Below are 12,384 nucleotides of genomic sequence, written 5' to 3' on the forward strand. Positions count from 1 at the left end.
CGGCACCTCCCGCCGGCGTGCTCGGGTGCCGGGTGCCCGGTGCCGGTCTGCGCCGACAGTGCAAAGACGGGGTGAGGCCCCGCGGTGGTCCACCGCGGGGCCTCATGTGTGCTTCGTCGAGCAGTGTGCGCCGAGAGGTTCCGCCCCTATCGGATGGCCTTTATCAGCTCTCCGTCGGAGGTGTCACCGCTCAGCTCCCAGAAGAAGGCGCCGGCCAGGCCCTGTTGTGCGGCCCAGTCTCCCTTGGCGCCGATCGTCTCCGGGGTGTCGTAGCTCCACCACTGGTTGCCGCAGTGCGCGTAGGCGGTGCCGCCGACCTTCCCGGTGGCCGGGCAGCGGGCCTTGAGGACCTTGTAGTCCTCGATGCCCTGCTCGTAGGTGCCCGGTGCCGGACCGGTCGCCGTTCCGCCGGGAGCCGACTGCGTCACTCCGCTCCAGCCGCGGCCGTAGAAGCCGAGCCCGTACAGCAGCTTGCTGCTGGGGACGCCCATGCTCTTGAGCTTGGCGATGGTCGCCTGGGTGTTGAAGCCCTCCTTGGGGATGCCCTGGTACGAGCTGAGGGGTGAGTGCGGGGCCGTGGGTCCCTTCGCGTCCCAGGCGCCGAAGTAGTCGTACGTCATCGGCAGGTACCAGTCGACGTACTGTGCGGCCGTCCTGTAGTCGGTGGCCTCCAGCTTCCCGCCGGGGGAGGCGTCAGCGGTGATGGCGGCGGTGACCAGCTTGTCGCCGAACTTGGCGCGCAGTGCCTTCATCAGATTGCCGAAGGCGTTCGGGCCGCTGGTGTCGCAGCTCAGACCGCAGGCGTTCGGGTACTCCCAGTCGATGTCGATGCCGTCGAAGAGCCCCTTCCAGCGGGAGTCGTTGAGCAGGTTGTAGCAGGACTCGGCGAAGGCCTCGGGATTCTTGGCCGCCTCACCGAAGCCGCCGGACCAGGTCCAGCCGCCGAAGGACCACAGCACCTTCAGGTCCGGGTGCTTCTGCTTGAGCTTGAGCAGCTGGTTGAAGTTGCCGCGCAGCGGCTGGTCCCAGGTGTCCGCCTTGCCGTCCACGCTCTGGGCGGCGGTGTAGGCCTTCTCGTAGTCGGCGTAGCTGTCGCCGACCGTGCACTTGCCGCCCTGGACGTTGCCGAAGGCGTAGTTGATGTGGCTGAGTTTGTCGGCCGAGCCCGAGGTCTCGATGTTCTTGACGTGGTAATTGCGCTGGTAGACGCCCCAGTTGGTGAAATACCCGACCGTCTTGCCGGCTGCCGCTGTCGATTTCGCGGTCACGGCCGGGGTCTGCGGCTTGTCGGCGGGTGCCTGCCGGCCGCCGGCCGACGCGGTTGCCGAGAGCAGCGTCGTGGCCAGGAGTGCCGCGCACAGTGCGCCCAGGAAGGCGATCAGTCCGCGGCGGCGAGTGCGGCGGGGGAGGAGGCGGGGACGTCTGGAGTCGAGGGGGCGTTGTCTTGACGATCCGAGCATGGTCACCTCGCGTGTGGGGTGCGGGGGGTGTGGTGCCGGTCGTACGTTCGGGGAATGTAGAAGGACTAGACCAGTCCGTCAATGGTTCGGACCAATATCCGTCGAGCCGGTACACCGGCCGGCACGAGGCGGCCCCGGCCGCGATCACCGCGCTGTTCGCCCCCGTACGCCGGTGACGGGCGGCCCTCGATCGGGCATACTCCAACTCGCCGCAGCCGCTGGTCAGCCACCCTCGCGACCCGACGGTGCAGTATCACGGCAGGGGCAGCGGCACCCCCGGCCCGCCAGTGGGCCGGTGTCCCTCGGCGACCCGCCACACCCCGGCGCCGTCGCCGCAGTTCCTGACCCGAAGGAGAGCGCGCCATGCCACAGGACGGTCCGCAGTCGGTGGAACGAGAACTGCCCACCGACGAGGCACGCGACCTGCTGGGCCTCGTCCGCGATCTGGTGCAGCGGGAGATCAAGCCGGTGGCGGCCGAACAGGAGGCGGCGGGCGTCTTCCCGCGCGAGACCTTCCGGCTGCTCTCCGAGGCGGGTCTCCTGGGTCTGCCCTACCCCGAGGAGTACGGCGGCGGAGGCCAGCCCTACCAGGTCTATCTCCAGGTACTGGAAGAACTCGCCGCCGCGCGCCTCACCGTGGGGCTCGGCACGAGCGTGCACTCGCTCGCCTGCCACGGGCTGGCCCACTTCGGCAGCAAGCAGCAGCGCACCGAGTGGCTGCCCGACATGCTCGGCGGCGGCCTGCTCGGCGCCTACTGCCTCTCCGAGCCCTCCTCCGGCTCCGACGCCGCCGCACTGCGCACCCGGGCCGTCCGCGACCAGGGGGCATCCGGGACGCAGTCCGGGGACGGCGACTGGGTGCTGAACGGCACCAAGGCATGGATCACCCACGGCGGTGTCGCCGACTTCTACACCGTGCTCACCCGTACCGGCCAGGAGGGGCCTTGCGGCATCACCGCGTTCCTCGTCCCCGCCGACGCCGAGGGGCTGAGCGCCGCGACGCCCGAGCACAAGATGGGGCTCAACGGATCACCCACCGCACAGCTCCACTTCGACGGGGTCCGGGTGCCCGACGCCCGCAGGCTCGGCGACGAGGGCCAGGGCTTCACCGTCGCGCTCTCCTCCCTCGACTCGGGCCGCCTGGGCATCGCGGCCTGTGCGGTGGGCGTCGCGCAGGCCGCCCTGGACGAGGCGCTGGCCTACATGGCCCAGCGCGAGCAGTTCGGCCGCCCCCTCACGGACTTCCAGGGGCTGCGCTTCATGCTCGCCGACATGGCCACCCAGATCGAGGCGGGCCGGGCGCTGTACCTGGCCGCGGCCCGGCGGCGGGACGCGGGGCAGCAGTTCTCCCGGCAGGCGGCGATGGCCAAGCTGTTCTGCACCGACACCGCGATGCGCGTCACCACGGACGCGGTGCAACTCCTGGGCGGATACGGCTACACGACGGACTTCCCCGCCGAGCGGTACATGCGCGAGGCCAAGGTGCTCCAGATCGTGGAGGGCACCAACCAGATCCAGCGCATGGTGGTCGCCCGGCACCTGGCGGGGCCGGAGACCAGGAGCTGAGTCGAAACGTGCGGCCCGCGGCGGTCGCCGTTCGCGCCTCGTACGCGTACCGGCCACTTCCCCCTCATCCGACGGTCTGAGAATCTCCCGGACATCGCGTATCGCCCACAGCTGGAGGCGCCATATGTCCGCAGCCGCACCGCACTTCACCCGCCGCCGCGGCATCCGTACGGCCGCGGCGGCGGCCCTCGCGCTGCCCCTCGCGGCGCGCACCGCGACCGCACAGGCCGCGACAGCACACCCCGCGACCGAGCGTGCGAACGAGCGGCCGGCGGCCGAGGACGGCGCGGCGCTCCGCACGATGACCTTCAATCTGCGCTACGCCTCCGACACCCCGCCCAACAGCTGGGCCGAGCGCCGCCCCGTCACCCGGGCGCTGCTCCGCCGGGAGCGACCGCATCTGATCGGCACCCAGGAGGGGCTGTACCCGCAGCTGAAGGACATCGCCGCCGACCTGGGGCGGGCACGCTACGACTGGCTCGGCATCGGCCGCGCGGGCGGCAGCCGGGACGAGTTCATGGCCGTCTTCTACGACGTCCGGCGGCTGCTGCCGCTCGAATACGACCACTTCTGGCTCTCCGACCAGCCCGCCCTGATCGGCTCCACCACCTGGGGCAACACCGTCATCCGGATGGTCACCTGGGTGCGGTTCCGCGATCTGGCCACCGGCCGCGAGCTGTACCACCTCAACACCCACCTGGACCACCGGAGCCAGCCCTCCCGGGAGCGGTCGGCGGCCCTGATCACCGAGCGGCTGGCGGCACTCGACCCGGCACTGCCGCGCCTGGTGACCGGCGACTTCAACGTCCCGGCGCACGGCAACCCCGTCTACGACACGCTGCTGGCCGACGGTGAACTCGTCGACACCTGGGATACCGCAGGCAGCCGCAGCAAGCTGTACGGGACCTTCCACGGCTACCGGCCGCTGGTACCCGACGGTGACCGCATCGACTGGATCCTGGCCTCACCCGGCGTCCGTGTCCGCAGCGCGACGATCAACACCTTCGAGCGCGACGGGCAGTACCCCAGCGACCATCTGCCGGTGCAGGCGCTGATCGAGCTCTAGGCGAACGCTCGCGATCAATACAGCCGGGCCGCGGGAGCCCGCTCGCGGGGGCGCCGTCACCCGCGGGCGGCGTCCCACACGTCCTCGGCCACCTCCTTGCTGAGCGCCACCCGCACCAGCCCGGCCGCCAGCGGGGCCAGCTCGTCCTTCCGCACCATCCCTGCCAGCTTCTGAGCCGACTTCGGCAGCCCCAGCCGCTCCGCGCCCTGCAGGGCCTTGTCGTCCAGGTAGGGCTGGTACTCCGGCCAGACCGCCTGGGCCTCCCGCAGGAAGATCGACACCCCCATCGGGCCGATGCCGGGAACCTCGCGCAGCGCGCCCTCGACGTCGCCGTCCTTGCGCATCCTGCGCACATCGCCGCCCCAGCGGTCCAGCAGCAGTTCGGCCCCCCGGCCCAGCTGGGTGGCGGTGCGCTCGTCGTAGCGGCGGTAGCCGCCCTCGCCGAGCGCGTCGACCCGTTGCTGCCAGGTGGCCTGGGCCATCCGCTTCGGGTCCTTCATCCCGGCCTTCGCCAGCGCCCGTGCGCTGGCGACCGCGATGTCCGAGCGGATGCGGGCGCTCAGCAGCAGGGAGAGCACCAGCAGCTGGTAGAGCGGCTGCGGGGTGTCACGCAGCGTGATGCCTGCCTCGTCCGCGTAGGTCTTTCCGTGCCGCTTCAGCAGCTCCCTGACCAGGGCCTGCTGCTGGTCCTGCTTGCCGGCCTGCTTGGTGCCGGCCGACCTGGTCGACCTGCTCTTCGTGCTCGTGTTCGCCATTGACGCCTCCTCGGCAGCGGGTCCCCAGCCGTACGGGGACCCACGCCGGGCCCGTACGGAACTACCCGGTCAGCTGTTCCTCACCGGGGCCCGGCCGAAAACGCGCACGACGGCCTCTCACCGTTCCGCGCCGCGCCCCCCTGCGGCTCCACCGGGCGGCTCTCCACCGGCCACCTCTCACCACTGGGCCACGTCCGGCACCGGCACCGGCACCGAGCCCTGCCGCAGGGAGCGGGCGCCCGCCACGCCCACCAGGGAGGCGGCGACCGCGGCCCGGACGGGCACCCGGGGCGGCGCCCCCTCGGTCACCGTGCGCCGGAACGCCTCGACGATCCTGGCCGTGCCCGCTTCGGCGGGGGCGACCTGCTCGCCGTACAGCACCGTCCGCGGCGGGCGGCGCACCTCGTCGCGGAGCGAACCGCCGTGTGCCCACGGCTCGTTGCGCAGCCGTACCGACCAGGCGGCCTCGCCCGGCGCGCGCAACGACTCCGCGAGCCCCCGGCTGCCGCGTACCGACAGCCACGACCAGTGGCTGTCCGGTTCGCCCTGGAGGAACGTCTGCCGGGTGAGCGCCAGCGCTCCCGTCGACAGCCGGGTGGCCAGCACGACCGCCATGGGGCGCTCGCCGGTGCCCACCGGGTGTGCCGTGACCTCCACGGGCCGGGCGCCGGTCACATCCAGCACGGGGGAGAGGGTGTGGGTGCAGTAGGCGGTGGGGGAGATCCTGCCGCGCCAGTGCGCGGGGTCCCCCGCCAGGGCGGCCACGTCCTGCGGGGCGAGGCCGTGCACATAGTCGCACTCGATCAGCTCGACGGAGCCGATCTCGCCGTCCGCGACAAGCCCCGCGACCGTCCGCACATGGGGGTGCTCGACGTAGTTCTCCGCGAAGGAGTAGTCGGCCGAGGACTGTTCGGCGGCCCGGACCAGGGCCCTGCCCTCCTCCTCGGTCACGCAGGCGGCACACTCGCTCAGTACGTGCACGCCCCGTTCGAGGAAGGCCAGCGCCGGCTCGGCGTGTGCGTCGAAGTCGTGGGCCAGGACGACCGCCGCCACATCGGCGGTCACCAGCTGCTGCCAACTGCTGGCCGTACGTGCTTCGGGAAACTCCGCGGAGGCTGCCGCCAGCAGTTCCGGGTCGGGGTCGCACAACGCCGCGACGTCGAACCCGGCCCGGTCGCACCAGCGGGCGAGCACCAGCCCGCGCCGCAACCCCACGATCAACACCCGTGCCATGCGCCCACCTTGGCCCGGCTCCGAAGTTCGGGCAATCGAATTACCCGCACAGTGGCGCCGACTGCCGGCCGACGGGCGACCGGCAGGAGCAGCTGGACGGTGGCGATGTGCGGCGCGTCAGGCCTGCCCGGCGCCTTGGCCGGTCACTCCGCCGGTCACTCAGTGCCGGCCCGGACGGGGCGGGTGTCGGGGCGGCCCGCGTGGGAGAACGGCTGGGTCCGCCAGTCCAGCCCCTCGGGCAGCGTCAGCAGTTCACTCACCGCGCGTTCGCGCGTCTCGCTGTCCCACGGCGTGGCGTCCCGCACCGGGCGGCCCGAACCCTGGCACACCGTCAGGCCGAACGGATCCCAGGGCGAGGCGCACAGCCCGTGGCGCGGCAGTTTCTCCTCCTGGGTGAAGACCGCGATTGCCTGGCGGCATTCGGGGCACTTGACGCGGAGACCTTCGTACATCTCGTCCTCAACGACCGGTCCTGTCAGCTCGGCGGAGACGCCGGGGCCGTCCGAAGAGGCGGCCGCTGCGTTCTCGTGCGACTCGTCGTACCGATGAACGGAGTGGGCGGACTTCGTCGTGCGCATGTGATCCCCCTCGATGGAACGGCCGGGCGACTGGGCTCCGGCCACAGCAAGCACTTCCCGCCGTGCTACGCGCATAATCACCTCGCGGGGGAGGACGCGGGTGCACAAGTGTGGCCTTCGTCACATACTTGAAGCTTCCACGTTCACCCCCGGCGCCCGCCCGCCACGGCGCGCCACCCGCTCGTGCCGGAGGGTTCCCGCTGCGCCGGGCGCGCGAGCGCAGTACGGTGATCCGCTGTGGAGGAACTCGACCGTCAGATCGTGGAACTGCTCGTCAAGGACGGGCGGATGAGCTACACCGACCTGGGCAAGGCCACCGGCCTGTCCACCTCGGCCGTGCACCAGCGCGTACGCCGCCTCGAGCAGCGCGGCGTCATCCGCGGCTACGCCGCGCTGGTGGACCCCGAGGCCGTCGGGCTGCCGATGACGGCGTTCATCTCCGTCAAACCCTTCGACCCCAGTGCCCCGGACGACATCGCGGAACGGCTCGCGGACGTGCCGGAGATCGAGGCGTGCCACAGCGTGGCGGGGGACGAGAACTACATCCTCAAGGTGCGGGTCGCCACTCCCATCGAACTGGAGCACCTGTTGGCCCGGATCCGCAGCCTCGCCGGGGTCTCGACCCGTACGACCGTCGTGCTGTCCACCCCGTACGAGGCCAGGCCGCCCCGCATCTGAGACGCCGCCCGCCGCCGTCCCACCGGCCGTCCCGGCGCCGTCCCGTGGACCCCGCGCGAGGAGAGGGCCCCGGGAGCGGGAGACTGTCCCCCATGAGCGACAGCACAACCCCCTCCCGGCCCCGCACCCTCCTGTTGCGCGGGGGCGAGGTGCACAGCCCCGCCGATCCGTTCGCGACCGCGATGGTCGTGGAGGGCGACAGCATCGCCTGGATCGGCACGGAGGGCGCTGCCGACTCCTTCGCCGACGGTGTCGACGAGGTGGTCCATCTCGACGGTGCACTGGTCACACCGGCCTTCACCGACGCCCATGTGCACACGACGGCGACCGGGCTCGCGCTGACCGGCCTCGATCTGTCCGGCGCGCCCACCCTCGCGGACGCGCTCGCCCAGGTGCGCGCGTACGCAAAGGCCCGGCCGGACGACCGGGTGCTGCTGGGTACCGGCTGGGACGCCCACGCCTGGCCCGAACAGCGCCATCCCAGCCGCGCCGAGCTCGACGAGGCGAGCGGTGGACGGCCCCTGTATCTCACCCGGATCGACGTCCATTCCGCACTCGCCGACACGGCCATGCTCGACCTCGTCCCCGACATCACCACCCGCGAGGGGTACCGGCCCGACGCGCCGTTGACGGGCGACGCGCACCACGCCGTCCGGGAGGCCGCGTACGCCACGCTCACCCCGCGGCAGCGCACCGAGGCCCAACGCGCCGCCCGCGCCCATGCCGCCTCGCTCGGCATCGGCGCGCTGCACGAGTGCGCCGGACCCGACATCTCCGGCGAGGACGACCTGCGCGGGCTGCTCGCGCTGGCGGCCGAGGAGCCCGGCCCCCGCGTCCACGGCTACTGGGCGGAGCTCGTCACCTCGGCGAAGGAGGCGGCCAGGATCGGTGGACTCGGCGTCGTCGGCGCGGCCGGTGATTTGTTCGCGGACGGTTCCCTCGGCTCGCACACCGCGCATCTGTGCGCCCCCTACGCGGACGCGCCGCACATCAGCGGGAGCGCCCTGCTGGACGCCGAGGCCGTCGCCGCCCACGTCGCCGCCTGCACCGAGGCAGGGCTCCAGGCCGGGTTCCACGCCATCGGTGACGCCGCGCTCCAGGCCGTCACCGAGGGCGTTCGCCGGGCTGCCGAGACCGTCGGCCCGGCCCGGGTCCGGGCGGCCCGGCACCGCGTCGAGCACGCCGAGATGCTCACCGAGCAGACCCTCGCCGACTTCGCCGACCTGGCCCTCACCGCCTCCGTGCAGCCGGGATTCGACGCCGCCTGGGGCGGCGCGGACGGTATGTACGCGCGCCGGCTGGGTGCCGAGCGCGCCGCATCTCTCAACCCGTACGCGGCGCTGCTGCGGGCCGGGGTGCCGCTCGCCCTCGGCTCGGACAGCCCCGTCACCCCGCTCGGCCCGTGGGAAGCGATCCGCGCCGCCGCCTTCCACCACACCCACGAACACCGGATCTCCGTACGCGGCGCCTTCACCGCGCACACCCGTGGCGGCTGGCGCGCCCTCGGCCGCGACGACGCCGGGGTGCTGGTCCCGGGCGCACCCGCCGACTACGCGCTGTGGCGGACGGGGCCCCTCGTCGTCCAGGCTCCCGACACCCGCGTCGCCAACTGGTCCACCGACCCACGCTCCGGCACCCCCGGACTGCCCGACCTGACACCGGGCGGTCAAGTCCCGGTCTGTCTGCGGACGGTGGTGGGCGGACGTACGGTCTACGCACGGCCGGACGAGTGATGTAGGGGGCGGTAATACGGCCGAACGAGACCCCCTCCGCCGGTCGCTACGGCGCCGCCTTCTCCGCACTGACCAGGCCTTTCGCTGAAACACCCCAGGTAACCCGGCTGTTGACAATGATTGCCCGAAGCCCGGTAGGTTCGGCCGCGTCCACCACAGGACGTCCGACCGGGGAGCTTCCGCGCTGTCGTCGAACGCCGCTGGGCCACGGGGTGGTGTACCGCACCGGCGCACCACCACTGCGAGCCAGGTCCAGCGCCCGCGGCACGGGGACAGATGGTTTCCGCCGGTCGGCGGGTGTGACCCGGGACGGGGCCCGGACGCTCAGTAGACAACGGCTTTCGGACGATCCGCAGCCAGCGGGTCCCAGGTCGGCCCGAAGGGCACCGGGCCCCGATCCGTAGACAGCGCCCGAACCGCACGGCGTGCACCCGCCGATGACGCTCCGCGACCCGGCGGCTACCGCGCCCGTCCGCGCTCCCGTGCTTTCCCGCCGCTTTACGGTCCCGCGCCCCGCACCGGGCTCCGCGCGTTGTACGGTCAGCTCACGACCGCACGACCTGCTAGGAAGGCCGCGACCTTGGCATCGGGCCCCGACACCACCTCCGCTTCCGCCCCGGACGGCTCCCGGGCGCGGAAGGCGGCACCCGCCGCCCGGCGCAGCGCGCCGGGAGAGCCGGCACGCGAGAGCCGCGCCGGCACGGCGAGCAGCGCCGACACCAGCAGCAGCGCCGACCCGAGCAGTAACGTCACCTCGGATGCCGGGCAGCCGACGGACAAGGGCGCCGGGCGCCCCGGCCGGATGCGCAGGCTCGCGGCGCTGGCGCGGCGCGAAGCCCGCCGCACGGGACTGGCGGCCCTCAGTGGTGTCGTCCTCGCGTTCGCCTTCCCGCCGTACGGGATCTGGCCGCTCTCGCTCGTGGCCGTCGCCGCGCTCAGCCTGCTCACCCGCGGGCGCACGATCCGCCAGGGAGCCTGGCTCGGACTCGCGTTCGGCTGGCCCTTCTTCGTCGTCCTGCTCAAGTGGCTGCACGTCGTCGGCTGGGACGCCACCATCGGACTCGCCTTCCTGCAGGGGCTGTTCGTACTCGGACTCGGTGCCGGTCTGGCCGTCACCTCGCGGCTGCCGGCCTGGCCGCTGTGGGGCGCCTGCCTGTGGGTGACCGAGGAATTCCTGCGCGACCGGCTGCCGTTCGGGGGCTTCTCCTGGGGGCGCCTCGCCTTCGCCAACACCAGCTCCCCCTACACGCCGCTGGCCGCGCTGGGCGGCGCCCCGCTGGTGACCTTCGCCGTGGCGCTGTCGGGCACCCTGCTGGCCGCCGCGGCGCTGACCGGGTGGCGGCTGCGCTCCCGTCCGGCACGCACCACCCGCGCCTGGGCCACCGGGCTCGGCGCGCTCGGGCTCGCCGGCGCGATCACCGTCGCCGGGTTCGCGGTGCCCGTGCCGACCAAGGCGGCCGACACGGTCCGCATCGCCGTCGTGCAGGGCAACGTCCAGCAGCCGGGCATGCACTTCCTCGGCCGCCCCATGCAGATCCTCAACAACCACGTCGAGGCCACCCTCGACCTGGCCGAGCGGATCAAGCAGGGCAAGGAGCCCAAGCCCGATCTGGTGATCTGGCCGGAGAACTCCTCCGATCTCGACCCCTACAAGTGGCCCGAGGCGGGTGACCGCATCGACGAGGCCGTCAAGGCCGTCGGCGTTCCCGTCCTGGTCGGCGCACTCGTCGACCACCCCACCAAGGAGGGCTACGTCGAGAACCAGGGCATCGTCTGGGACCCGAAGAAGGGCCCCGGCGCGTCCTACACCAAGCAGCACCCGGTCCCGTTCGGCGAGTACGTCCCCTTCCGCGACCAGCTCAGCAAGGTGATCACCCGCCTCCAGCAGGTCCCCCGCGACTTCTACCCCGGCGACCACACCGGCGTCCTGCAGACCGGCCCCGCGCGGCTGGGCGATGTGATCTGCTTCGAGGTCGCCTACGACGAGATCCCCCGGGACACCGTCAAGGACGGAGCCCGCGCGCTCGTCGTCCAGACCAACAACGCCACCTACGGGCGGACGGGCCAGCCCGAGCAGCAGCTGGCCATGTCCCAGCTGCGCGCCGTCGAGCACGGCCGCGCCGTGGTGACCGCGGCGACGAGCGGCATCAGCGCCATCGTCTCGCCCGACGGCACGGTCCAGCAGCGTACGGAGGAGTTCACCCAGGACGTCCTCACCGGGGACCTCCCACTGCGGGACGAGATCACCCTCGCCGACCATGTCGGTGCCGTTCCTGAGTGGGTGATCGCTATCGTGGGCGTGCTCGCCTGCGCCGGAGCCCTGCTCCTGGGCCGCAGGACGCGCGGCGGCCGTACGCAAGCCCGTACGGCAACCGAGACGCCGGACGCCGCCGGCCACCAGGACGGCACCGACGAGCAGGACCGACAGGCTCAACCGGAGGGGCAGCACCAGTGACGGACGGCGGACAGCGGCGGTACGGCCCGCTCGGGACGGCCCTGGTCATCATCCCGACCTACGACGAGGCCGACAACATCCAGCCTGTCGTCTCCCGGGTACGCGAGGCGGTGCCCGAGGCGCACATCCTCATCGCCGACGACAACAGCCCCGACGGCACCGGCAAGATCGCCGACGAACTCGCCGCCGAGGACGACCACGTGCACGTCATGCACCGCAAGGGCAAAGAGGGCCTCGGTGCCGCCTATCTGGCGGGCTTCCGCTGGGGCATCGACAACGGCTACGGCGTGCTGATCGAGATGGACGCCGACGGCTCCCATCCGCCCGAGGAACTGCCCCGGCTGCTGACCGCGCTGGGCGGCGCCGACCTGGTGATCGGTTCCCGCTGGGTGCCCGGCGGCCGGATCGTCAACTGGCCCAAGTCCCGTGAGTTCCTCTCGCGCGGCGCCAGCACCTACTCCCGGCTGCTCCTGGACGTCGACGTACGCGATGTGACCGCGGGCTTCCGCGCCTTCCGCAAGGAGACCCTGGAGGGCATCGGGATGGACTCCATCGCCTCCCAGGGCTACTGCTTCCAGGTGGATCTCACCCGACGCACCGTGCACGCCGGCTACCACGTGGTGGAGGTTCCGATCACCTTCGTCGAGCGGGAGCGCGGCGACTCCAAGATGAGCCGGGACATCATGGCCGAGGCGCTGTGGCGGATCGCCGCCTGGGGTGTCGAGGGCCGGGTCAAAAAGGTCCTCGGCCGCGGTGAGGGCCGCACCGACGAGCGCTCCGACGGCCGCTCCCACAGCCGGGAAGGCGACCGGGAGAGCGACCGGCCAGGCGGCTGATCCCGGGCCTACGTGACACCAGGC

At 72.4% G+C, this 12,384-nt stretch carries 10 protein-coding genes; 6 read left to right on the plus strand and 4 right to left on the minus strand.

The window, feature by feature from the left end:
- Positions 1–146 precede the first annotated feature (146 nt).
- Positions 147–1,460, minus strand: a complete 1,314-nt coding sequence (locus JW613_RS17240; RefSeq protein WP_209211696.1) for a glycoside hydrolase family 18 protein — start codon at positions 1,458–1,460, stop codon at positions 147–149.
- Positions 1,461–1,823: 363 nt separating this feature from the next.
- Between JW613_RS17240 and JW613_RS17245 the strand changes: the two genes are divergently transcribed.
- Together JW613_RS17245 and JW613_RS17250 are read left to right on the plus strand one after the other, a co-directional pair.
- Positions 1,824–3,026: an acyl-CoA dehydrogenase family protein gene (locus tag JW613_RS17245; RefSeq protein WP_209211697.1), complete on the plus strand. Its 1,203-nt coding sequence runs from the start codon at positions 1,824–1,826 to the stop codon at positions 3,024–3,026.
- 124 nt (positions 3,027–3,150) lie between these two features.
- Positions 3,151–4,092 carry an endonuclease/exonuclease/phosphatase family protein gene (locus tag JW613_RS17250; protein ID WP_209211698.1) on the plus strand — a complete coding sequence of 314 codons (942 nt, stop codon included), beginning with the start codon at positions 3,151–3,153 and terminating at the stop codon, positions 4,090–4,092.
- 56 nt (positions 4,093–4,148) lie between these two features.
- On the opposite strand, the gene JW613_RS17255 is transcribed toward JW613_RS17250, so the two are convergent.
- The 3 genes from JW613_RS17255 to JW613_RS35830 form a co-directional block, all read right to left on the minus strand.
- On the minus strand, positions 4,149–4,847 hold the full coding sequence (locus JW613_RS17255; protein ID WP_245225800.1) for a hypothetical protein: 699 nt from the start codon (positions 4,845–4,847) through the stop codon (positions 4,149–4,151).
- Between the two features lie 177 nt (positions 4,848–5,024).
- Positions 5,025–6,080 (minus strand): Gfo/Idh/MocA family protein, encoded by a 1,056-nt coding sequence (locus JW613_RS17260; RefSeq protein WP_209211699.1) that lies wholly within the window; start codon positions 6,078–6,080, stop codon positions 5,025–5,027.
- Between the two features lie 155 nt (positions 6,081–6,235).
- The gene (locus JW613_RS35830; protein ID WP_307865929.1) at positions 6,236–6,658 is read right to left on the minus strand and encodes a hypothetical protein; all 423 of its coding nucleotides are present in this window, start codon (positions 6,656–6,658) and stop codon (positions 6,236–6,238) included.
- A gap of 237 nt (positions 6,659–6,895) precedes the next feature.
- Between JW613_RS35830 and JW613_RS17270 the strand changes: the two genes are divergently transcribed.
- From JW613_RS17270 to JW613_RS17285, 4 genes are all read left to right on the plus strand, one after another.
- Positions 6,896–7,336 (plus strand): Lrp/AsnC family transcriptional regulator, encoded by a 441-nt coding sequence (locus tag JW613_RS17270; protein WP_099878472.1) that lies wholly within the window; start codon positions 6,896–6,898, stop codon positions 7,334–7,336.
- A 92-nt stretch (positions 7,337–7,428) separates the two neighbouring features.
- Positions 7,429–9,069 (plus strand): amidohydrolase, encoded by a 1,641-nt coding sequence (locus JW613_RS17275; protein WP_209211701.1) that lies wholly within the window; start codon positions 7,429–7,431, stop codon positions 9,067–9,069.
- Between the two features lie 580 nt (positions 9,070–9,649).
- Entirely contained in the window at positions 9,650–11,524 is a 1,875-nt protein-coding gene (gene lnt, locus JW613_RS17280; protein ID WP_209211702.1) for an apolipoprotein N-acyltransferase, read from the plus strand.
- The gene (locus tag JW613_RS17285; RefSeq protein ID WP_209211703.1) at positions 11,521–12,360 is read left to right on the plus strand and encodes a polyprenol monophosphomannose synthase; all 840 of its coding nucleotides are present in this window, start codon (positions 11,521–11,523) and stop codon (positions 12,358–12,360) included. The genes lnt and JW613_RS17285 overlap by 4 nt, the downstream gene beginning before the upstream one ends.
- Positions 12,361–12,384: the final 24 nt, after the last annotated feature.

The organism is Streptomyces smyrnaeus (genome assembly GCF_017676345.1).
Taxonomy (GTDB): Bacteria; Actinomycetota; Actinomycetes; order Streptomycetales; family Streptomycetaceae; genus Streptomyces; species Streptomyces smyrnaeus.

What these genes read in the sequence shown, in the direction of transcription:
- JW613_RS17240 (WP_209211696.1), bottom strand. Translation starts at nt 1,460, where the DNA reads ATGCTCGGATCGTCAAGACAACGCCCCCTCGACTCCAGACGTCCCCGC.
- JW613_RS17260 (WP_209211699.1), bottom strand. Translation starts at nt 6,080, where the DNA reads ATGGCACGGGTGTTGATCGTGGGGTTGCGGCGCGGGCTGGTGCTCGCC.
- JW613_RS17250 (WP_209211698.1), top strand. Translation starts at nt 3,151, where the DNA reads ATGTCCGCAGCCGCACCGCACTTCACCCGCCGCCGCGGCATCCGTACG.
- JW613_RS17255 (WP_245225800.1), bottom strand. Translation starts at nt 4,847, where the DNA reads ATGGCGAACACGAGCACGAAGAGCAGGTCGACCAGGTCGGCCGGCACC.
- JW613_RS17245 (WP_209211697.1), top strand. Translation starts at nt 1,824, where the DNA reads ATGCCACAGGACGGTCCGCAGTCGGTGGAACGAGAACTGCCCACCGAC.
- JW613_RS17275 (WP_209211701.1), top strand. Translation starts at nt 7,429, where the DNA reads ATGAGCGACAGCACAACCCCCTCCCGGCCCCGCACCCTCCTGTTGCGC.
- JW613_RS35830 (WP_307865929.1), bottom strand. Translation starts at nt 6,658, where the DNA reads ATGCGCACGACGAAGTCCGCCCACTCCGTTCATCGGTACGACGAGTCG.